The sequence below is a fragment of the Allobosea sp. FW305-C-101 genome, from assembly GCF_058783685.1.
Window position 1 is genome coordinate 587,664 of the sequence record NZ_JBYSYT010000002.1, and the last position, 19,278, is coordinate 606,941.

Genomic DNA, 19,278 nt, shown 5'->3' on the forward strand with positions numbered 1-19,278 from the left:
GATCGCGATGCCGCCATGCCGCGCAGCGAGCCCAGCAGTTTCACGATAGATTTCTCGGCGGGACTGTAGCGCCGCCTGCGCGCTCATCAGCCTCCTTGCGCAACCGCTGTTCCTTCAGCCGGGCCGTCTTCGCGTCGCGCTCCTGGTTAAGGCTTTCAGTCTCCGACAGAAGGCGATGCCGCGACAGCGATTGAGTTTGCGTCTTCAGGAACGCAGCCTCCGCCTGGGTCCGGGATTTTGAGTGCTCGGTCATTCTGCTTTCCTCCTGATGGGCGGCTACAGCCGCCGCTCCGCCCGGTCGTCGCTCCGGATCATCCCCGAGAGCCGGATACCGGCGATTTAGCCTTTGCTTTTGAAACGATGATCTGGTCGTGCCCGATCGCCCTTTCGCGGGCGTCGATGCCTCGAACCCGATAATGACGCTCACCGCTCTCCCGCGCCGGCATCACGCGGATAATCTCGTAATCGCCTTCTCCAGAGCGATCGGCGAAGCCAAACGACAGGCTCACGGTGTCGCCGACCTTGATGGAACGTTCGGTCATGGCTTTTCGCTTTCGAGAGTGGGCTGTCCGGCGAGAAGCCGCTTGTCTTTGCCGGGCGCATTTGCGATTGCGCAGCCCGGTTCCATCGCTTCCAGCAGCGGAGCGATCTTTACCGTGGTGAAATGGCAGAAGGTGTCCGAGACCGCATAAGGCAGGACGATCATGTCGCCGTGGCGTATTGCGCCGCAAGTGTAGACGACGTTCGGCACGTAGCCTTCCCGTTCCGAAGGCTCGGGCTGGACGAAAGGCTGGCGCAGGCGCCCCAGCACTTTCGAAGGGTCCGCCTTGTCGAGCAGAACCGCACCGATCGTGTATTTTCGCACGGCCCCGACGCCATGAATCAGGAGCAGCCAGCCTTCGTCGAGCTCGATCGGCGAGCCACAGGTGCCGATCTGCACGAACTCCCACGGGTATTGCGGCTTCAGGATCGCGACCCCGCCGTTCCAGGTGAGGAGGTCATCCGAATAGATCAGATGGAGGTTCTCATTGTCCTGCCGGGAGATCATCGCATAGCGTCCGCCGAGCTTGCGCGGAAACAGCGCCATGCCCTTGTTCACGGCGGCGGAGCCGCGCAGCGGCGACAGCCGGAACGACAGGAAGTCGCGGGTCTCGATCAGCTCCGAGCGGATCGACCTGCCGTCATAGGCCGTATAGGTGGCGCGATAGACGATGCCGTCATCCTCCTCGAACGCGACGAAACGCGCATCCTCGATGCCGTTCGACTGGGCTGCGGTCACGGGAAAGATCACCCGCTCGCTGATGTCGCTGTCAGCCGCGAAGGCGACCTCGACATCCTCGCCATCGAGCCGCGCCATCCGGTTGTGCAAGGTGGCGATCGTCGCCAGGCGCGAGGTCGGGTCGACGCTGACCTCGCCGCCGGCCGCGATCGACCCGGAGCGGAACGTCAGGGACGAGATGTGCCCCTCTCCGACGGCGCGAACGCTGAGGATGAAGCGAAGCCCGCCAGCTGGAGCATCGGACTGGTCGGGATGCGCGATGATGCTCGGGTTGAAAAGCGCCGCCGCCTCGAACGAATACTCGTGCAGGAAATAGGCCCCGACCAGCTGGCGCTGGACCTTGGTGAAGGCGCCGTGAGCGGCGAAGGCATCCTCCATCTCATCGGCACGTGTCTCGAACCTCGCCAGCAGGTTGCGGTGCCGGCCGTTGAAATTTTCCAGCACCTCGGCAAGCAGGTTCGTCGCCTCCTCCGGGGCGAGCGACAAAACCCGGTCGACGATGTGGTTCGCCTTCGCCTTCTCGGCAGGATTGAAATCCCGTGGCTCGCCCGCGGGGCCGAACCGACGCACGACGACCCGGGAGGGGTCGGGATGCAGGTACAGGGTCTGCCGGTTCAGGAAACTGGGCTGGGACAAGACGTCCGCCGATCTGTTTTGAGCAAGGTCGCCGAAAGCTCAGGCGTGCAAGATACGAAGCGGCGCCAGTTTCGGGCGATCCCCGCTGACGCGGGCAAGCTGGCGAATCTCGGCGAGGCTGAGCAGGTACGATACGACGGATTCACCGCCGCGGTTCTCATTTGGCCGATCGCGATGGAGGCCGTCACGGCAGGCGCCGCTGTCCAGGTCGACCAGGGGCGTGGAGAGGTCGTTGTCGCCCAGGAACCAGGCGAAAGCGCGCGCGGCTTCGTTGCGCCATTGCGGATCGCCGTCGGCGCGCCAAGCTGCGAGGCAGGCCGAAATCATCGCCGTCGCTTCCAGCGGCTGCTGATCAAAGGCCTTCGGTGGGCTACGCCTGTCGCCGAAACTCTCCGAGCCGACAGGCCTGAACAGGCCTGCCCGCGTCGTCTGGAGATGCGTGAGCCAACGCAGCGAGCGCAGGCCAGCCTCGACATAGGCCGGCGCCTTCATCGCCAATCCCGTCGCGATCAGGGCTTGGGGCAGGCGCGCATTGTCGTAGGAAAGCCCATCCTCGAACCAGATCCAGTCCGGCATCTCGACCGTCGCGAGCAGGCCGAGCAGGCGGTCGGCGAGACGCGCACGTAGCGAGATAGCCACCGCGGTAGTGCAATGAGCGTCGAGGCCCAGCAAGGCAAAGGCCCAGGCACGCGGGGAGCTGAAGCTCTCGATGATGGGCAGGGCCTCGGTGAACAGGGTCGCCGCCCATCGCCGCCGCGAAGCGCTCGTATCGTCGCGCGCGCAGACACCCAGCGCCCAGAGCGTGCGTCCGTGGCTGTCCTCCGATCCGGCTTCCTCGAGCCAGCGCCGGTCGAAGCTCATGAAGTTGCGGAAGCGCCGTCGATCGGGGTTCCAGGCGTGCTGAATGAAGGAGGCGAAGCGTGCCGCAAGTGCGTCCGGCAAACGCGTCTCGCTTGTGCCGTTCAGAACACTGGCTAGGAGCAGAGCGCGGGCATTGTCATCGACGCAATAGCCATGCGAGCGATCCGGCACGGAATGAACGGCGTGCTGGAACAGCCCTGTGTCGTCGCACATGGACAGGAGGTGGCTGGTCTGCATCGCCGGCGGCGGCACCATTGCCGGCAGCGCCCTCGGCTGGCTTGAGCCCGCAACAGTACTCAGCACACGACCGCGACGGGCCGTCTCGAAGGCGGCGAGATAGCGCTTCGCGGTTCGTTCCCAGGTCATCGGCCGGCTGCTCGCATAGGCGCGCAGCCTCATGGCCTGGCGCCGGGGCGCATCGGTCAGCAAGCCGGCGATCTCGTTGCCGATGGCGACGACATCGCCGAAAGGCACGAGGATGCCGCGCCCGTCGGCGAGCAACTCCCTGGCGTGCCAATAGGGCGTCGAAACCACGGCCTTGCCCAGCCCGAAACTGTAGGACAGCGTGCCCGACGTCATCTGCGCCTCGTTGAGATAGGGCGTGACATAGACATCGCACATCGAGATGAAGCCAAGCAGTGTCGCCTGATCGACGAACCGGTCGAGGAAGACGACATGGTCTTCGACCCCGAGCTCGCGCACACGCGCCATCAGGCTTTCGCGATAGGCCTCGCCATGCTCGCGGACGAGATGAGGATGCGTCGCGCCCAGAACGACATACATTGCATCGGGGCGGCGCCTCAGGATCGAGGGCATCGCGTCGATCATCACCTCGATGCCCTTGTTGGGCGACAGCAGGCCAAAGGTCAGGATGACGGAGTGACCGCCGAAGCCCAGCCTTTCCTTGGCTTCATCGGGCTCGACGAAGGCAAATTCAGGAATGCCGTGCGCGATCACCTCGATCTTGTCCGCCGGCAATCGATAGACGGTCCGCAACAGGTCGCGCCCCTTCTCCGCCATGACGACCACGCGAGCCGAGGCATCGACGATCCGCTCCATCACGTCGCGCTGCGCGGCATTCGGTTCGGCCAGGACGGTGTGCAGCGTCGTGACGACGGGCATGGTCAAGCGCGACAGCAGCGCCATGATGTGGCTCCCGGCCTCGCCACCGAAGATGCCGAATTCGTGCTGGAGGGAGACGACGTCGAAGCGGCCCTCGTTCAGGAAGTCGGCGGCACGTGCATAGTCTTCGAGCCGCTGGTCGGAGATCTGACAGTGCACGGAAAACGGATAGTCGTAAGCCTCGGCATGGTCGTTCATGGCGACGATGGAGGTGTCGATATCGGAGGATGCGATCGCCTGCTGCAGATCGGTGGTGAAGGTCGCGATCCCGCAGCGGCGGGGCAGCGAGTTGCCGATGAAGGCGATGCGCTTGGTCGGGCTCATGATCGTGCCTCCGTGGACGGAACTGGCGAATTCAAAACGGCCTGCGGCGGCCCTGTCGGCGGTGAAACCGTCTCGCGGAACCGGGGGAAGCCGTCGCCGTCGACACGGCGCAGGAGATCGCGACTGGGTGCAGCAGCGTCATAGGCGACGAGGCAGGACAGGCCGGCCTCGCGTGGCACGATGCGAACGCCCTGCGCCTCGACGAAGCAGCCCTGACCGACGCCGATTTGGAGCGCGCCGATCGTGGCATCGCCGGCGATGGCGAGCACCCAAGTCTCGCATCGGGCATCGAGCTCCCAGACCGATCCGGCAGGCAGATCAACCCGTTCGAAAACGAAATGAGGGTTTGCGACGAGCACGGTCCGGACGTCATTCAGGCGCCGCGGCGGTATGGTTCGTTTGGTGGGGCCTGCATCAGCGACCGCAACGCCTTGCTCGATGTGCAGTTCGCGGGCCCGGCCGTGGTCGAAAAGCCGGAACGTCGTGTCGCTGCGCTGCTGGATCTCGGCGAGCACGAGACCTGCGCCAATCGCGTGGATCGTCCCGGCCGGGACGGCGATGACCTCCCCCGCATGCGGCTTATGCCAGGCGACAAGCTGGGCGATCGAGCCATCGGCAATGGCCGCCCGCAATTGCTCCGGGGGAACGACTGCCTTGAGTCCCACTCCGACCGTGGCGTCAGAGGCCGCGGACAGGATGTACCAGGCTTCGGTCTTGCCGCGCGGCAGACCCATCCCATGGGCCGCGGCATCGTCCGGATGCACCTGGATCGACAAAGCTTCCTGCGTGAACAGGAGCTTGAGCAGCAAGGCTGGCTCCGGCCCATGCTTGTCGCAGCGCTGAAACCAGAGTTCGCCAATTGGAACGCTGGAATGCCCTGTTCCGCTCCAGGGAAGCAGGTCAGTCGATCCCCAGGGCTTGGGAATCATCTCGATGCAGGCTTGTTCGAGCGCCATTATAGGGCTCCTGGTTCGTACGGCCGAAAATCGACCGACGGATCGTCGCGCGCCGGCCTTGGGCAGCGGCGGTTCGTGGGGGCGCCGGCGCACGCAATCGCGTATCGCGAGCTGCATCGGCTGGTTGGCACGCGTCAAAAGGGCGTCAGCCGCACTCCCGGTTTTGAAGCAATTTTCCGAACGATCGGGCCGCTCGACGCAGCATCGAAACGCGCCAAAGCTGAGATGAGGCGTCAAATGCGCCGCCGCGACAGCATGCTGGATTAGCGAAGGCCGGCGCGTGGGCCCCTCGCCGGCATCGTTTAAGCGCTGATATCAGCCTCCAGCGCGCTCGCCAGTTCGCCGGAGCTCACCGTGAACACCTGGGAGCTACCAGGCGAAGACAACGACGGCGTGTGCAGCATGGTGGCGATCTGGCGGTAAGCCAGGAACGAGGTGGCTGGAATCTCCTCCTCGTCGACCACCACGCGATAGGTGCCGGCAGGCTGCATATGGTCTATCGCGCTCAGTCTGAACGGCTTCCTGAACGTGATCGTGGTTTCCCGGCTACGAATGTTCACGTCAGCTCTTCTTCTTCGGCTTTCCCGCAAGTTCGAGCGTTGCCGGCAGCCCCTTCGCCGATACGGGCACTGCCGCCGCTTCCTTTTTCTTCTTGGGCTTCTTGGCTTCTCGGTTGCCGCGCGTCTGTCCCTTGGCCATATGAAACTCCTCTTGCCGAGCAGGAAGGCGACATGAACGCCGCCATTTCCGCGCTGCTCACGCGGAACGGTTCATGATCGTCGGGCGATGTCCCGGCACACGGCTGTCGCTGTTGCGATCGCCTCAGGTCTTGGGCATGCCGAGCGTTTCGGCGCAGGCCTTGGCGACTGCCGAGTCCGGCGACGTGCTGCCGATCATCGTGGCCCAGCCTCCCTTGGCGATGAAATCGCCCTGGCTCCACGAACTGATTTTCTTCAGTTCTGCGAGAGCGGCATCGACATTGGGTTGCTTCTGAAAGTTGCTCACGCAGATCGGAGACAAGACCGCGACAACAGCATTCTCGGCTCTGAGCTTCGCCACGCGTTCGCTCGACGAAGCGGTGGACCACCCACCCCAGGTGAAGCCGAGAACGGCAAGGGCAACAGCACCGCCAACGGCACCCCAGATGGCAGGTTTGGTTTGAGAGGGGATTTTCATGGAAAATCCTTCCGATTTGCGGAAGAAAAACCTCCCGTGAAATAATGTATCATAGAATTAGAAAATAATCCTGTTTATTTATCTCACGAAGGCGAGATCGAATATTATTTCCGTTCCGCGATTTACGTAATTTCCTGATACTGGAAATTCCGTTTCAGCTGCGAGGAAATGAGATCATACAGTTCCCAAACCTTGCTTATTCGAGATGATGCGCTCGACCGCCTGCCGCCCCCGTTGTCTCCGCGAACTGAAGGCACAACCGGCAGATACCTCGAAGTGACGTTTCCACGTCGTCGGCGAGCGAGGGCCCCTTGATATCCGCCAACGGACTGGAAACTTGCGACAGTTCGCCGAGGACGAGGATCGCCGTTGGCAGACGGCGCCGAAGGCGCCGAAGCGCATACTTCACGTGAGCGGCATTGTGAGGCCCGATATAGCAAAGGCAGATCAGAGCCGGAGCACGCGCGACAAGTCGCTCCATACCGGGAGCCAGCAGTGCGGTGGGAGGCAATGCCTCCGCCGCCAATCCATGCTTCTCCAGGATCTGGCCCAGCATCAGTGCGGCTGCCTCATCCAGTTGCGATCGCGCGCCGATGCAGACCACCCCACCTCCGTCTCGAAACGTGTCCTTCAGCTCAGCCGCCGTAAGTACGGGCAGATCGGACGCACCTTCCTGTTCGTTGGTCTGTTCAACGGTCGCCTCGGTCTCGGGGTCTGCCGTGCCAGCGTCGCGCGAGGGGCGGCGGTCATCGTGATCCGACAAGTCCTCGACGACCTCGCGAATTGTCGCGAGAATCTGATTTCGCCTGGGAGTATCGAGAACCCCGCGCGCCTCGTCTGTAGCAGCGAGCCGCAAGCCTTCGAGCGCAACCTCGTCGTAATAAGCGGATAGCGAGCGCTCTTTCAGTACCTCCTCAGCCTTGTCGGCTGCTTCCGCGGGATCGCCCGCGAGAATCCGCTGATAGAAGATCTCCGGCGCCGATAGGGCGGGTCGATCTCCCAGCATGACGTCCAGAAATTCCAGTCTTTCGACATGCCGGCCGAGCACAACGAGACATACGGTCAAGGGTGTGGCCAAGACCAGTCCGATGGGCCCCCATAGCCAGGTCCAGAATGTCGCGGCGACCACGATGGCGATCGGCGAGAGCCCAGTGGAGCGGCCATAGGCCAACGGCTCGATCACATGCCCGGCCAGCGGTTCGGCGATCACGAACAAGGCCGCCGTCAGTGCGAGCATCATCCAGCCGGGATCGACGGATGCGGCGATCACCATCGGAAAAACGGCCGAGAGAACAGCGCCAAGATAGGGAATGAAGCGCAGGATCGCCGCCAGAATTCCCCAAAGCAAGGCGCTGGGAACGCCGATGGCGGCAAGCCCGCAACCAATCACCACACCGAAGCCGGCGTTGACGATGAGCTGCGTCAGAAACAGCCGGCTGAGGCGCTTGCCGGCGTCATCAAACGCGGCCGTGGTCTTCTGCAGATCGTAGGTCCCGGTCAATCGGATGAACCGATTTCGAAGGTCCTCGCGCTTCAATAGGATGAAGACGACGAAGATCAGCACGATTCCGGTTGTGGTCAGAGGGTGGATCAGCGGAGCCAGAAAGGCCTGCAGCGTTTCGATAGCGCCGGGTTCCGGTTGATGCACCTCGACGGGGATCGGGCGTCCGTCCCGTGCAAGGCCTGGCGTTTCGCTTGGGACTGGAGATTCCGCCTTGGGACGGTCGAGTTCCTTGCCCAGGTCTTGCAGCACATCCGCGGCGCGGCTCAAAACCCCGCTACCTGCTCCCGAGCCTTTCAAGGCGGCAATCTTGGCGCGGATGGTGCTCTGATAGGTTGGCAGCTCGCTCGCCAATTGAGTTGCCTGGCCAACCATCGCCATCGTCAAGGCCGCCAAGGTCGCGAACGCAATCAAGACGACGACAAAAACCGCCAACGCCCGCGGGGCACGCAGCTTCTGCAATCCTTTGACCAGTGGCGCCAGGACAAAGCTGAACAGGATCGCGAGCGCCACCGGGACGAAAACCTCACGCCCGAAATAGAGCGCGGCGATGATGAAGACGCCGATGGCTACATTCGAGACGACGTCAGCGGGCGACCTTGTCGATGGAGCTGCGACAGTGGAGGGAACCTCAATCGCCGGCATCGATCAGTTTCCTTGAAGCTGGACGCCGGAGTGAAAGCGGTCGACGGAAGGGTCGCCGTCATCGTGACGAACTCAAGGCACTCGGACGGTGCGGACAAAACTTCCCCCGACCCAACGCGCCGCAGCCGACATGGTTTCGGGTGGGCAAATTTAGAACGCTGGCAGTTTGTTGGAGTTCCCGGGCATACAGGGGGCGACGCCCTCAGCCGGGTGATCTATCGCCGCCGAGGAATACGATCGAAGCTGGGGGGCCACCTGCTGGACTTGCTGCGTCGAATGAAAACCGTGGTCTGCGCCACACGCGGATCCCCCTCCTGAAACCTGATGTTTCCCGGAAGCATAGCGCCCGCCTCGTCGCGCAGGCCAAAGTTGGCCATCGTAACCAAGTGCTAAGGACAAAAAGCGCAATTCTTTACAATGAGAGGCAACAAGAGCTCGCGTCGGCAGTTGGCTGAGGGTCACTCTCGAAAGTACATGATGTCGAAGCTGGTTGTCCTGATCGTCGAAGACGAGCCGCTCCTTCGGATGGACGCCGTCGACTTCATCGAGGAGGCTGGTTTCGAGGTGGTCGAGGCTGCCCATGCCGAGGAAGCAATCGCGATCCTCAAAGCCCGCCACGACATCGCCGTCGTGTTCACCGACATCGAGATGCCAGGCTCCATGGATGGCATGAAGCTGGCGCATGTCGTGCGACTGGGGTGGCCGCCCATCCTCATCGTCGTCGCAAGCGGGCGCGTCATGCCGCGCGAGGGCGAGCTGCCTGAGAACGTTCAGTATATCAGAAAGCCATACCGGGCAGCCGAAGTCATCGCAGCCTTCCGGCCGACGGCCTGATCAGTCGGCAATGAGCGCGTCGATGGGGCCGCGAAGCGAGAAGACCACTCCGGCCGGCTGATAGTCCATGGCGGCTGCACCGCTGAAATATCCCGCCAAAGCGCGCTCGATCATGCGCGATCCGAAGCCCCGGCGGGTTGGCGGCTCGACCAGCGGGCCGCCGCTCTCACGCCACTCGAATGCGAACTGACCGTCTTCAACCGACCAGGTTATGTCGATTCGTCCACCATCCTGCCTGAGAGCGCCGTATTTCGCGGCATTGGTCGCCAGCTCATGGAGCGCGAGCGCCATCGCCAGGGCAGTCTTGGACGAGAGTTCAACCGGCGGGCCGTCGATGCGGAAGCGCGACAGGTCGCTTTGCCCCTTCAGAGACTCTTCGACGAGATATGCTAGGCTCGCTCTGGCCCAGACGGTCTGGGTCAGGATGTCCTGTGCCGAGGCCATCGTGTTCAGCCTTGCGATGAAGGCCTCCTTGAGCGCATCCACCTCGGGACCACCACGGATCGTCTGATTGGCGATCGCCTGAATCATGGCGACGGTGTTCTTCATCCGATGCTTGAGTTCAAGCGCGAGCAGACGCTGGCGTTGCTCGGCCTCCTTGATGGCCGTGATATCTCGCGACACGGACAGGATCGCCTCGGGTTTGCCATCCGGGCCCAGGATCGGACCAACTTGGACGTCCCAGAACCGTGGATTGCCGGCGGCCGTGTCGGCTGCACCCTGGAAGCGATAGCTGCGACCAGCACGCGCCTCCTCGATCGCGAACTTGGCTTCGGCGTTGCCCTGATCAGCCCAGAAATCCGGCCAGGGGCAGCCCTTGATGGCGTTGAAATCGCTGACTTCCATGACGCGCTGGCCGCCTTCGCTCATGAAGGAGAGCTTGCCGTCGAGGTCGATGACCTTGATGCAATCGTCCGACGCCGCCAGCAGGCTGCGCATGAAACGGGCGTCCCGAAGTTCCGGCGTCGGCAAAATGTCCCCGATCTCGTTCCCGTCCAGGGAGCGTTCCCATGTATGCCACGTGCTGCCACGCGGCCAAATGCCTGTCTCTGTCTTTTAACGTTTTGAATTGGTCGCCGGGCGCGGGCCCTCTTGATATCCATCTTTTTGCATCCATATACCATCCGTATGGATGGTATATGGATTGACGATGAAAACTCCTGAGAGCGAGAAACTAACGCTGAACCTCGGTTTCGTGGATCTCGGCCGCATCGACCTGCTGGTCCGGGACGGCTTTTACTCCAACCGCTCGGACTTCATCCGCACGGCGATCCGCAACCAGCTTTCGACCCATTCCGACATCGCCGCGAAGGCGACGACGCGCCTGGCACTCGAATTGGGCCTTCGGACCTTCACACGCGGGGACCTGGAAGCCGTGGTCGCAGCCGGCGAGCAGCTTGAGATCCGGGTTCTCGGCCTCGCCGTGATCGATAGCGACGTCCCCCCGGAGCTGGCCCGGCAGGCCATCGCCTCCCTCACCATCCTCGGGGCCCTGCACGCATCCCCCGAGATCAAGGCCGCTCTGGCCGATCGATTGACATGACCCGAAGGACCTTCGCCATGAACCCGCGTTTTCACGCCGCCATCGGCGAAGCCATGAACCGCCTGCGAACATCCGACGTGACAGGCGCAACGGCCGCGATACAGCACGCTCTCGCCGGACGCGGGTCTATGCCCTCAGCTGCCGCGGATAGCGGCACACAAAGCGGTGACAGCCCCGAAGCACCGCCGGCGCGTGGTCTCCGGGCGATCCTGCAAAAGCTACGACAGGAGCAGGCGAGCTTCGTCCACGCGCCGAGCCATGACGACACGGTTACGGAAGATACGCGGGACAGTGAAAACTTCCGGGCGCGCAGATTCCAATCGGCGGTCGGCTCGCTGGCCTACAAGCTGTACGTGCCGTCCGATCACGCTGATCGTAACCTTGCGCTGGTAGTCATGCTTCACGGCTGCACACAAAACCCGGATGATTTCGCGCGTGGGACCCGGATGAATGTCTTAGCCGACGAGTTCGGGCTGATCGTCGCCTACCCCCTGCAACCGAAATCGGCCAATGCGCAGGGTTGCTGGAACTGGTTCGATCCTCGTCATCAGCGGCGTGGCGCCGGCGAGCCGGCCATTCTGGCAGGACTTGCCCAGGAACTGGCTTGGGAATTCAAGATCGACCGCAAGCAGGTTTTCGTGGCCGGCCTGTCAGCGGGCGGAGCCATGGCCGACGTCCTGGCGTCGACCCATCCCGATGTCTTTTCCGCAGCCGGCATTCATTCCGGCCTGCCTCATGGCGCCGCTTGCGACGTCGTGTCCGCATTCGCTGCAATGAAAGGAAATGCGAAAGCGACGGCACAAGGCCGTCCGCCCATCAGGAAGATCATTTTCCACGGAACCGCCGATGCCACGGTTCACCCATCGAACGGCAAGGCTGTTTTCGATCTCGCGGGGTCCGCGCAGGGGAAGCCAACAGAGTTTCAGACCGACGCGGTGATCAATGGCAAACGCGTAACCCGGTCGCTGATCGGGCATGGCGATGCTCCTGCATTCGCCGAGCACTGGCTGATCCATGGGGGCACCCATGCCTGGTCGGGAGGTGATCGCAGCGGAAGCTATACCGATGCGACGGGCCCCGACGCCTCGCGTGAGATGGTCCGCTTTTTCCTCGAAGCCTGAGGCGTCTTGCGCGGTGCGAAGTTGGTTTCGTTGAGGCGATCAGGAAATGTTTCGGGAAGCCATTGTGTCGCGACGCACAAACATGAACGCAGTGAAGCCCTCTCTCCAGCGAGGAGAGAGGGCCCCAGGAAGCCAACGGCTCACGCGGCCTTGGCTTGCTCGACAGCCGCCGAGTTTGCCGGTCCGCCGAGCTGCGTGAGCAGCTTGTCGGTCTTAGTCTCCTCGGCAAGTGTGGCATCGAGCAGCGTCACCGCTTCATTGTGCCCCAGTTGCTTCGCCCATGACTTCAACGTGCCATAGCGCGTCATCTCGTAATGCTCGACCGCCTGGGCGGAAGCCACCAGACCGGCATCAAGGGCGGGGCTGTCAGCGTAATCTTCCATGACGGCCTTGCCTTCCTCGAGGATGCCGAGGATGGCGTCGCAGGTCTTTCCGCGCGGCGCCTTGCCGATCACCTCGAAAACCTCGCCGAGGCGCTCGACATGCGCCTCCGTTTCCTCGCGATGGGTCTCGAAGGCCTTCTTGAGCTCTGGCGACTTGGCCGCCTTCGCCATCTTGGGCAGTGCCTTCAGGATCTGCTTCTCGGCATAGTAGACGTCCTTGAGCATATCATGGAACATGTCGTCGAGAGCCTTTGGTGCATTCGTAGCCATTGGAATTCTCCGGTTGTCGGGATTGCAGGCGTGGATCAGGCGTCGACCTTGTCGCGGGCGTAACCACCAAGGGTGGCGCCATAGCTGGCCGCCAGCGCGCCGATGAGCATCGCGATGAAGGTCGCCAGGGCGAATGAGGCGGCAGCCTTGCGGGCTATGTCAGCCGTCTCGCGAGCGGTCTGCTCGGTCTTGGCGGCGGTTTCCTGGGTCTTCGCGATTGCGTCTGTGATGCGCTTTTCGGCGTCAGGCTGGCTGATGCCGGTCTGGGCGGCGATGACGCTGGCGACGTAGGACTTGTCGGCAGGAGACATGTCGCCGTTGCGAATGCTCATTGCGATGATACGGCCGACTTCGGCACGAGCCGGAGCCGCGTCTGCCGACGAGGGAGCCGGTCGCTCGGCGCGAAACAGCATGTCGGTGACATATGCTGACGGGTCGAGACTCGACAGGTCAAGGCGACCGGCAGCCTGGTTCGCTGCGCCGGTGACGGCAGAGCCAACACTGGACGCCGCGCTGGCACCAAGGCGAGCGCTGCCGCCGATGACTGCCGATGCGGCTGAGGCCAGCAGGATCGAGCTGATGATCGCGCCGACGGCCCAGGTCATGAAGCCGTGAGCGGTGTCGCGGAAGGCAACCTCCTCGGAATGAAGACCCACACGCTTGGTGCGGAGACGACCGGCGATATAGCCGCCGGCGCCCGCAGAGACAAAATGCACGACAGCAAGCCAGATCATGGCAGCGATGCCGAAGGTGGCGGTAGTGACCCCCGCATTCGTCCAAGGCGAGACCGAGACGAAGCCGAACCCGGAGCCCGCTGCGAGGAGCATCAGGGAGATCGACGCGCTGACAACGGCACCTCCGAGGACGGCGCCCCAGGAGACTGCGGAACACGCGCGATCGGTCGTGGCGTCGGGGACGCCTCGTAGGGTGGTATCGGTCATGAACGATGAACTTTAAGGGCGCGGACAAGGTGCCGGCGCGTTGCGGACGGTGCGGTCCGCTCGATGTCAACGAAACAAGGGAAGAGGCGATATGTTCCGCCGATCCAAAGCGTTTCAATCTTGTCCGGCGATTACCCATGCGCCTTGAGGGAAGGTACTGCGCCGCCAGTTACTCTGGCTCGCCTCCAGTCAAATTGGGTAGCGGAAAGCAGACATACTGAATGTCTGCAAAGGGCCATTACCGGAAGTTGGCAGCTTGCCAGGAAGCTGACATTGAGCCGGATGAATTGGCTGGCAGCCCACAATTCTCAACAGGATAGCATCGCTTGGATCCCGGCCAATACGGAAAGCGGCGTTAACGCTGCGCTCACAGCCACTTCATCGCGACGGCTCAACCCACCGAATGTCAGCCAGTGTTTGGGCGCCCAGCATCCCCATCGTCGTCCGCAATTCCGCTGACAGCAAATCGAGCACGCGGGCGGCTCCCCCGGCTAAAGCCTCCTTCCTTTCCGGCGACAGGCGCAGCATCAGCGACTGCACTTCTATCATCACGCGATCCCAGAACTCGTTTGTGGCGCCGGCGTCGGACCTCGTCGCGATTTGCATCCCATTTTCGTCGAGTTCCAGCGCTCGATCCGAGCCGATTTGGAATTTACACCTTATCGGGTGCAAACCTCTGCAAGCTTCGCTTTTTTGGGGTGCAACGCGACAGTGTTATGAGGGTAAGTGGCGACCAAATATCAATGACTTAGACGCTCAGCGCTGCTCACTTATGGGGTGCGGAACAGCTTTTCCGCGCAGCAGACCGAGCACGGCAAGCAGGAACAGCCCAGCCGAGGCCAGCGCATTCCAGCCGGCCAGCGACAGCCCGAGGAAACGCCACGCAGCATCCGAACAGGCGACGATCCGCGTCGTCTGCAACTGCTTCATGAAGTCCTGCATGCCCGCTGCGGCCGAAGCCGCGCCACCGCAATCGTTCGGCCCCATGAACCAGCCCCATTCGACCCCGGCATGGTAGACGCCGAGCCCGGTGCTCCAGGCCATCAGCCCGGCCAAGCCCAGCAGGACGAACCACTGCAGCCGGGCTGAGCGCGCCAGCACCAGCCCAACGAATGCGAGCCCGATCGCGGCATAATGCGGCGCGCGCTGCTCGAGGCAGAGCTTGCAGGGGCGCAGGTGCAGGACGAGTTCGAAGAACCACGCCCCGGCGATCAGCGCCAGGCTGACCACACCGATGAGAGCGATCAGTTGCCGCGAATTCGGCAGGCGGCGCGAAGCGGGGGCAGCGGCAAGGGAGGCGGTCATGGCGGGCTCAGCAGGAGAAAAGCTGGCCAGACCCTGCGACGAGCTTGAGGCCGAAATAAAGCAGGATCAGCAAGGCAGCGCCGACCACCGCGATCACTTTCAGGCGACGTTCGATGAAATGGCGGATCGTGTCGCCATAGCGCCGTAGCAGGAAAGCGAGCGCGAAGAAGCGCGCCCCGCGCGCCAGCACGCAGGAGATGACGAAGAAGGTCAGCCCGATATGGACGGCGCCGGCCAGGATCGTCACCACCTTGATCGGCGGCAGATGGGCAAGGCCGGAGGTCGTCAGCAGGATCAGCGTGGTATCCGGCCCGGCGCAGGCCTTGAGCGTCTCGAAGGCGCCGAGCTTGCCGTAGAAGGCCAGGACCGGCTTCGCCAGCGCCTCGAAGGCGTAGTAGCCGATCGCATAACCGGCGATGCCGCCGAGCACCGAGAACAGCGTCGCCACGAAGGCCAATCGGTAGGCTCGCTGCGGCCGGGCCAGCGCCATCGGCACGAACAGCACATCGGCCGGAATCAGGAAGAAGGAACTCTCGACGAAGGCGACCACCGCCAGCCAGAGCTCCGCCCGCGGCCGGGCGGCAAGGGACATCGTCCATTCGTAGAGGCGCTTGAGCATGGCGCGCTCTAGAGCATGGGCCAACCGGTGACGCAACGGCTTCCATGCATCGGGAAGGCGTGTTTTCGAGCCATCTCGCCCGCTCTTCGTTTTCGGCGGCGAAAGCCCTTGCAGTCTCCTTGTGAAAACCCGCTGGATTGGCGGAAGCAACGATTGACCGGCATGGGCCGATCGCTATAGTCCGCCCGCCTGCAAAGGGCCCCTGTGGCGGAATTGGTAGACGCGCTCGACTCAAAATCGAGTTCCGCAAGGAGTGCTGGTTCGATCCCGGCCAGGGGCACCATAAGCCTTTTCCACGGCATCTCAAGCGCTCTCCGACCGGCTCGAAGCCGCGTCCTTTCAAGCGCTCAGCTACCCGCCACCATCTCAAGCCATCGCACTCGGCTCACTACAGCTCATCAATCCGACGGTATGGTGTCGAGCGAGCGCCGCAGATACATTGAGGCGACCGGCCGAGCGGAAAGCGCCCGCCGTGTCCGTGCCACCATCAGCGGCGTATCAACCTGGCCGTTATGAAGCTTAGGGCCTAGGCCGATCCTGCGGCGCCGCTGGCGGTGTTTCCGTCGATCCGCAACGCTGAGCGGGAACGCGATGAACGCGGCGCTAGGTGGATGGGCCAGCGCCTCATTTTCTCAGCGTGATGACCTCTGTGCCTTTCACGGTGAGCAGCGGCGTTCCGGGTGCGATTCGCATTTGGCCGCTCTCATCTGAGGCGCCTTGTCGTCAGGGAAAGACGCCCGGGGGCAGAGGCGGCTCCGCGTTGAGCAGCGTGATCGTCACCCGCCGGTTCGGCGGGATATAGGGATTGTCGAGAAAGAGCGGCTCGGTGTCGGAGCGCCCCACCACGGAGGTGAAGCGGTCGTTGGGCAGCCCGGCACCCGACAGGATCTCGCGCACGGCGAGCGCGCGCCCGGCGGTGAGGCCCCAGGACTCGACGGTCTGCACCGAGCCGGGGCGCGCGGCGGCCGTGTGCCCGCTGACAGACATTTGGTTGGGCATCCGGCGCAGAGTGGGCGCAATCGCCTCCAGCACGAGGCGGGTGCGCTCGTAGGGCTGGACCGAGCCTTCGGGGAACATGGAGCGGCCGTTATCGTCCACGAGGGAGACGTTCAATCCATCCTTGGTCTGCTCGATCACGATGTTGCGCGACAGGTCGGCAATTTCGGGCATGTTCTGGAGTGCCTGCCGGATGCTGGCTATGGCGCTGTAGTTGGCCTGCACGCTGGCGGCCCGGCGGCTGACCTCGCGGTCGCTGGCGCCGCCCGCGCTGGTCGGCCGCACCTTGTCCTCCTGCCCGGTCGTGCCCTTCGCCATGTCTCGGGGCACTGACGATCTGTTGCCTGACTTGTCCAGGGCGCTGCCCATCAGGATGCCGCCAGCACCGCTGTTTGTCGGACTCAGGGCCGCCGGCGCGAAGTATTCCGCCAAGCCTTCCTTCTGCTCCTGCGTTGTCATGCTGATCAGCCACATCAGCAGAAAGAACGCCATCATGGCGGTCACGAAATCCGCATAGGCGATCTTCCAGGCCCCGCCGTGGTGCGCGTGAGCGGCCTTCTTGACCTTCTTGATGATAATCGGCTGGGTCGACTTGGCCATCGCGTTCCTGCTGGAGATCGGGTCAGACGCTGGCGGGCAGAGCGGCGGTTGCCGCTTCCACTTCGGCGAAGGTCGGGCGGACGTCGCTCATCAGAGCCTTGCGGGCAAATTCGACCGACATCACCGGCGGCTGGCCGCTGATATGGGCGAGGAGACCCGCCTTGAGTGACAGGAAGTATTTGGCTTCCGCCTCGAAGGTGCTCTTGAGCGAGGCCGCCATCGGCGCGAAGAAGCCGTAGGCGACGAAGACGCCGAAGAAGGTGCCGACGAGCGCGCCACCGATCAGGTGTCCCAGCACCTCCGGCGGCTCTTTGATCGCCCCCATCGTCTTGATCACGCCGAGCACGGCGGCGACGATGCCGAGCGCCGGTGTTCCGTCGGCGATCGACTGCATGGCCGAAACGATACGCTCCTGCTCCTGGTGGTGCGTTTCCAGTTCCTCGTCCATGAGAGCGTCGATCTCGTGGACGTTGTTGGCGCCCAGCGTCAACATGCGCATGTAGTCGCAGACGAACTCGACCGCATGGTGGTTCGCCGCAAAAGTCGGGAAGGCGTTGAACAGCGTCGACTCGCTGGGATTTTCGATGTGCTGCTCGACCGCGAGCATGCCCTTCTGCTTCACGAGCTTGTACAACGAATACTGCATCCCCAGCAGTTCGACATAGCATTCCTGCTTGTACTTGGGGCCCTTCACGATCGTGCCGAGCATGCCGGGAACGGCCTTGAGCACCGGCGCGGGGTTGCCGATGATGAAGGCACCGATCGCTGCGCCGAGGATGATGACGAACTCGAACGGCTGCCAAAGGACCTCGAGATGGCCGCCCATAGCCGCGTAGCTGCCGAAGACGCAGACGAAAACGATGATTGCGCCGACGATCAGCCGCATGGTTTTGCCACCCTCGCACCGCAGCAGCTACAGCCCGCGCGAAGCCACTACTCTCCGAGGAAATGAACGATCGAGGTTAAGGCCGAGTTTATGGCCCTTGCCCCGCGGGTTCGTAAGCGTCGTCCTTCGGCCACGGCTAGAGGCTTGGGACGGCAACCGAGCCGGTGTCGTTCGATCCCGCGGCTCTCGCCAGGCACGTTGTGCTGCAGCCTCAGTCGCGAGCCGCCTGAGGCTGACCAAGATGTCGGGGCATCGCCTCGGGCGACGCCACGTTCTTGCGCAAACGGAGAAGCAGCACGACGCCAGCCAGAAGGACGACTGCCCGCGCGACGGGATTCAACACGGTTGCCGTCCAGTCTCCGCTCTCGCGTGAGCGCCAGGCGCAGATTGTCCTCCAGAAGACGCCTTAGCAATCAAGCCTCGCCGAACCCACAGCCGTCCGATGCGTTTGATCCGGAGCTAAGCCTATGCCGGAGCCTTGCAGTGCAAACACCACACCTACTCGCGTTCGTAACCTTGGGAATGGGGTTGGCTGCATGGATCGGATGGAGGGTTGGTCAGCTGATGACACCTCGGCCTGACGAGCTCAGACGAGCAGCGCTTGGCCGCCGACCGACACTGATCGAAACCTGGAAACCCTGCCGAGATTGAAGGCCTTTTCGGTCGATTGATCCGCGAGAGAAACCAAGATGCCTTTTCGGTCGATTGTTGCGGAACCACATGAACTCGCAAAGCTCGCGAGCGCGTTCGACGCAGCGTGGATCGCGGTGAACAGTGTGCACACGATCGGTAGCCAATCGCAGAAATTGGCGAGAGGCCGCCTGGCAGCAATCATTCTAGATCTTTGGAAAGAGGACCCCGAGCAGCCACTGAGCGCAAGCGCGGTGGAACGCTTTCTTGCAACGGGCACCGGTGCCGACGCCCCTTAGATGAGGCGGAACAAGGACGAGCTTCAGGCCGTCCCTGCATCGAGTGCAAGCAGGAAGCAAGACCAAAGCCGTCAGGCTTTCGGCAATCAATTTTCCGCGACGGCGCTGAGCGTAACTTGGACCGCGTGCCGGGCGACACCGTACCGATTTTCATCTCTGTTTCGCTTCCGATGTCGGCCATATGCCCAATCGGGACGTGAGAACCCCGCATTGACAGCGCGGTGACGGCAAAATCGACATCGCGGAAAGAGCATGAACACGACGCCGGCTTTCCGGCTGACGCAGTGGAAGACAAATTTCGGAGGATTAACCGTACGTTAATCGAAGCCTTTACTGCGGTTCTAAACTGAG

At 63.0% G+C, this 19,278-nt stretch carries 20 protein-coding genes and 1 tRNA gene; 4 read left to right on the plus strand and 17 right to left on the minus strand.

The features are described 5' to 3' along the window. Positions 1 to 40: 40 nt before the first annotated feature. The 9 genes from AC3WMA_RS10380 to AC3WMA_RS10420 all read right to left on the minus strand — a co-directional run bounded on the left by AC3WMA_RS10380 (position 41) and on the right by AC3WMA_RS10420 (position 8,500). On the minus strand, positions 41 to 253 hold the full coding sequence (locus AC3WMA_RS10380; protein WP_492285285.1) for a hypothetical protein: 213 nt from the start codon (positions 251 to 253) through the stop codon (positions 41 to 43). A 58-nt stretch (positions 254 to 311) separates the two neighbouring features. Further along, positions 312 to 542: a hypothetical protein gene (locus tag AC3WMA_RS10385; protein ID WP_492285286.1), complete on the minus strand. Its 231-nt coding sequence runs from the start codon at positions 540 to 542 to the stop codon at positions 312 to 314. Further along, positions 539 to 1,915 (minus strand): glycoside hydrolase family 130 protein, encoded by a 1,377-nt coding sequence (locus tag AC3WMA_RS10390; RefSeq protein ID WP_492285287.1) that lies wholly within the window; start codon positions 1,913 to 1,915, stop codon positions 539 to 541. Before AC3WMA_RS10390 ends, AC3WMA_RS10385 begins: the two co-directional genes overlap by 4 nt. A 39-nt stretch (positions 1,916 to 1,954) precedes the next feature. Beyond that, positions 1,955 to 4,222 carry a glycosyltransferase family 4 protein gene (locus tag AC3WMA_RS10395; protein WP_492285288.1) on the minus strand — a complete coding sequence of 756 codons (2,268 nt, stop codon included), beginning with the start codon at positions 4,220 to 4,222 and terminating at the stop codon, positions 1,955 to 1,957. Next, positions 4,219 to 5,178 (minus strand): class I mannose-6-phosphate isomerase, encoded by a 960-nt coding sequence (locus tag AC3WMA_RS10400; protein WP_492285289.1) that lies wholly within the window; start codon positions 5,176 to 5,178, stop codon positions 4,219 to 4,221. The genes AC3WMA_RS10395 and AC3WMA_RS10400 overlap by 4 nt, the downstream gene beginning before the upstream one ends. A 302-nt stretch (positions 5,179 to 5,480) precedes the next feature. Continuing rightward, entirely contained in the window at positions 5,481 to 5,738 is a 258-nt protein-coding gene (locus AC3WMA_RS10405; RefSeq protein ID WP_492285290.1) for a hypothetical protein, read from the minus strand. Position 5,739: 1 nt separating this feature from the next. Beyond that, complete coding sequence (locus tag AC3WMA_RS10410; RefSeq protein WP_492285291.1) at positions 5,740 to 5,877, minus strand: hypothetical protein; 138 nt, start codon at positions 5,875 to 5,877, stop codon at positions 5,740 to 5,742. Positions 5,878 to 6,000: 123 nt separating this feature from the next. After that, entirely contained in the window at positions 6,001 to 6,354 is a 354-nt protein-coding gene (locus tag AC3WMA_RS10415) for a hypothetical protein (protein ID WP_492285292.1), read from the minus strand. 196 nt (positions 6,355 to 6,550) lie between these two features. Continuing rightward, positions 6,551 to 8,500 (minus strand): AI-2E family transporter, encoded by a 1,950-nt coding sequence (locus AC3WMA_RS10420; protein ID WP_492285293.1) that lies wholly within the window; start codon positions 8,498 to 8,500, stop codon positions 6,551 to 6,553. Between the two features lie 525 nt (positions 8,501 to 9,025). On the opposite strand from AC3WMA_RS10420, the gene AC3WMA_RS10425 reads away from it, so the two are divergent. Further along, positions 9,026 to 9,334: a response regulator gene (locus tag AC3WMA_RS10425; RefSeq protein ID WP_492285294.1), complete on the plus strand. Its 309-nt coding sequence runs from the start codon at positions 9,026 to 9,028 to the stop codon at positions 9,332 to 9,334. Here AC3WMA_RS10425 and AC3WMA_RS10430 read toward each other — a convergent pair whose 3' ends face one another. Beyond that, the gene (locus tag AC3WMA_RS10430; protein WP_346504019.1) at positions 9,335 to 10,273 is read right to left on the minus strand and encodes a sensor histidine kinase; all 939 of its coding nucleotides are present in this window, start codon (positions 10,271 to 10,273) and stop codon (positions 9,335 to 9,337) included. A gap of 211 nt (positions 10,274 to 10,484) precedes the next feature. On the opposite strand from AC3WMA_RS10430, the gene AC3WMA_RS10435 reads away from it, so the two are divergent. Both AC3WMA_RS10435 and AC3WMA_RS10440 read left to right on the plus strand, forming a co-directional pair. Beyond that, the gene (locus tag AC3WMA_RS10435; RefSeq protein WP_297255782.1) at positions 10,485 to 10,877 is read left to right on the plus strand and encodes a CopG family transcriptional regulator; all 393 of its coding nucleotides are present in this window, start codon (positions 10,485 to 10,487) and stop codon (positions 10,875 to 10,877) included. A gap of 17 nt (positions 10,878 to 10,894) precedes the next feature. Then, on the plus strand, positions 10,895 to 11,998 hold the full coding sequence (locus AC3WMA_RS10440) for an extracellular catalytic domain type 1 short-chain-length polyhydroxyalkanoate depolymerase (protein ID WP_492285295.1): 1,104 nt from the start codon (positions 10,895 to 10,897) through the stop codon (positions 11,996 to 11,998). Positions 11,999 to 12,138: 140 nt separating this feature from the next. Here AC3WMA_RS10440 and AC3WMA_RS10445 read toward each other — a convergent pair whose 3' ends face one another. The 5 genes from AC3WMA_RS10445 to AC3WMA_RS10465 all read right to left on the minus strand — a co-directional run bounded on the left by AC3WMA_RS10445 (position 12,139) and on the right by AC3WMA_RS10465 (position 15,516). Next, positions 12,139 to 12,651, minus strand: a complete 513-nt coding sequence (locus tag AC3WMA_RS10445) for a YciE/YciF ferroxidase family protein (protein ID WP_492285296.1) — start codon at positions 12,649 to 12,651, stop codon at positions 12,139 to 12,141. Between the two features lie 35 nt (positions 12,652 to 12,686). Next, on the minus strand, positions 12,687 to 13,592 hold the full coding sequence (locus AC3WMA_RS10450) for a hypothetical protein (protein WP_492285297.1): 906 nt from the start codon (positions 13,590 to 13,592) through the stop codon (positions 12,687 to 12,689). 378 nt (positions 13,593 to 13,970) lie between these two features. Then, entirely contained in the window at positions 13,971 to 14,198 is a 228-nt protein-coding gene (locus AC3WMA_RS10455) for a hypothetical protein (protein WP_492285298.1), read from the minus strand. Positions 14,199 to 14,348: 150 nt separating this feature from the next. Then, positions 14,349 to 14,897, minus strand: coding sequence for a disulfide bond formation protein B (locus AC3WMA_RS10460; RefSeq protein ID WP_492285299.1), 549 nt, complete (start codon positions 14,895 to 14,897; stop codon positions 14,349 to 14,351). A gap of 7 nt (positions 14,898 to 14,904) precedes the next feature. Next, on the minus strand, positions 14,905 to 15,516 hold the full coding sequence (locus tag AC3WMA_RS10465) for a YqaA family protein (RefSeq protein WP_492285300.1): 612 nt from the start codon (positions 15,514 to 15,516) through the stop codon (positions 14,905 to 14,907). 198 nt (positions 15,517 to 15,714) lie between these two features. Between AC3WMA_RS10465 and AC3WMA_RS10470 the strand changes: the two genes are divergently transcribed. Then, positions 15,715 to 15,799 (plus strand) — tRNA-Leu (locus AC3WMA_RS10470). A 440-nt stretch (positions 15,800 to 16,239) separates the two neighbouring features. On the opposite strand, the gene AC3WMA_RS10475 is transcribed toward AC3WMA_RS10470, so the two are convergent. Together AC3WMA_RS10475 and motA are read right to left on the minus strand one after the other, a co-directional pair. Beyond that, a complete protein-coding gene (locus AC3WMA_RS10475) occupies positions 16,240 to 17,112 on the minus strand; it encodes a flagellar motor protein MotB (protein WP_492285301.1) in 873 nt (290 codons plus the stop codon). 22 nt (positions 17,113 to 17,134) lie between these two features. Further along, a complete protein-coding gene (gene motA, locus AC3WMA_RS10480) occupies positions 17,135 to 17,998 on the minus strand; it encodes a flagellar motor stator protein MotA (RefSeq protein ID WP_492285302.1) in 864 nt (287 codons plus the stop codon). Positions 17,999 to 19,278: the final 1,280 nt, after the last annotated feature.

What these genes read in the sequence shown, in the direction of transcription:
- AC3WMA_RS10380 (WP_492285285.1), bottom strand. Translation starts at nt 253, where the DNA reads ATGACCGAGCACTCAAAATCCCGGACCCAGGCGGAGGCTGCGTTCCTG.
- AC3WMA_RS10385 (WP_492285286.1), bottom strand. Translation starts at nt 542, where the DNA reads ATGACCGAACGTTCCATCAAGGTCGGCGACACCGTGAGCCTGTCGTTT.
- AC3WMA_RS10395 (WP_492285288.1), bottom strand. Translation starts at nt 4,222, where the DNA reads ATGAGCCCGACCAAGCGCATCGCCTTCATCGGCAACTCGCTGCCCCGC.
- AC3WMA_RS10400 (WP_492285289.1), bottom strand. Translation starts at nt 5,178, where the DNA reads ATGGCGCTCGAACAAGCCTGCATCGAGATGATTCCCAAGCCCTGGGGA.
- AC3WMA_RS10410 (WP_492285291.1), bottom strand. Translation starts at nt 5,877, where the DNA reads ATGGCCAAGGGACAGACGCGCGGCAACCGAGAAGCCAAGAAGCCCAAG.
- AC3WMA_RS10415 (WP_492285292.1), bottom strand. Translation starts at nt 6,354, where the DNA reads ATGAAAATCCCCTCTCAAACCAAACCTGCCATCTGGGGTGCCGTTGGC.
- AC3WMA_RS10420 (WP_492285293.1), bottom strand. Translation starts at nt 8,500, where the DNA reads ATGCCGGCGATTGAGGTTCCCTCCACTGTCGCAGCTCCATCGACAAGG.
- AC3WMA_RS10425 (WP_492285294.1), top strand. Translation starts at nt 9,026, where the DNA reads ATGGACGCCGTCGACTTCATCGAGGAGGCTGGTTTCGAGGTGGTCGAG.
- AC3WMA_RS10430 (WP_346504019.1), bottom strand. Translation starts at nt 10,273, where the DNA reads ATGCGCAGCCTGCTGGCGGCGTCGGACGATTGCATCAAGGTCATCGAC.
- AC3WMA_RS10435 (WP_297255782.1), top strand. Translation starts at nt 10,485, where the DNA reads ATGAAAACTCCTGAGAGCGAGAAACTAACGCTGAACCTCGGTTTCGTG.
- AC3WMA_RS10440 (WP_492285295.1), top strand. Translation starts at nt 10,895, where the DNA reads ATGAACCCGCGTTTTCACGCCGCCATCGGCGAAGCCATGAACCGCCTG.
- AC3WMA_RS10445 (WP_492285296.1), bottom strand. Translation starts at nt 12,651, where the DNA reads ATGGCTACGAATGCACCAAAGGCTCTCGACGACATGTTCCATGATATG.
- AC3WMA_RS10450 (WP_492285297.1), bottom strand. Translation starts at nt 13,592, where the DNA reads ATGACCGATACCACCCTACGAGGCGTCCCCGACGCCACGACCGATCGC.
- AC3WMA_RS10455 (WP_492285298.1), bottom strand. Translation starts at nt 14,198, where the DNA reads ATGCAAATCGCGACGAGGTCCGACGCCGGCGCCACAAACGAGTTCTGG.
- AC3WMA_RS10460 (WP_492285299.1), bottom strand. Translation starts at nt 14,897, where the DNA reads ATGACCGCCTCCCTTGCCGCTGCCCCCGCTTCGCGCCGCCTGCCGAAT.
- AC3WMA_RS10465 (WP_492285300.1), bottom strand. Translation starts at nt 15,516, where the DNA reads ATGCTCAAGCGCCTCTACGAATGGACGATGTCCCTTGCCGCCCGGCCG.
- AC3WMA_RS10475 (WP_492285301.1), bottom strand. Translation starts at nt 17,112, where the DNA reads ATGGCCAAGTCGACCCAGCCGATTATCATCAAGAAGGTCAAGAAGGCC.
- motA (WP_492285302.1), bottom strand. Translation starts at nt 17,998, where the DNA reads ATGCGGCTGATCGTCGGCGCAATCATCGTTTTCGTCTGCGTCTTCGGC.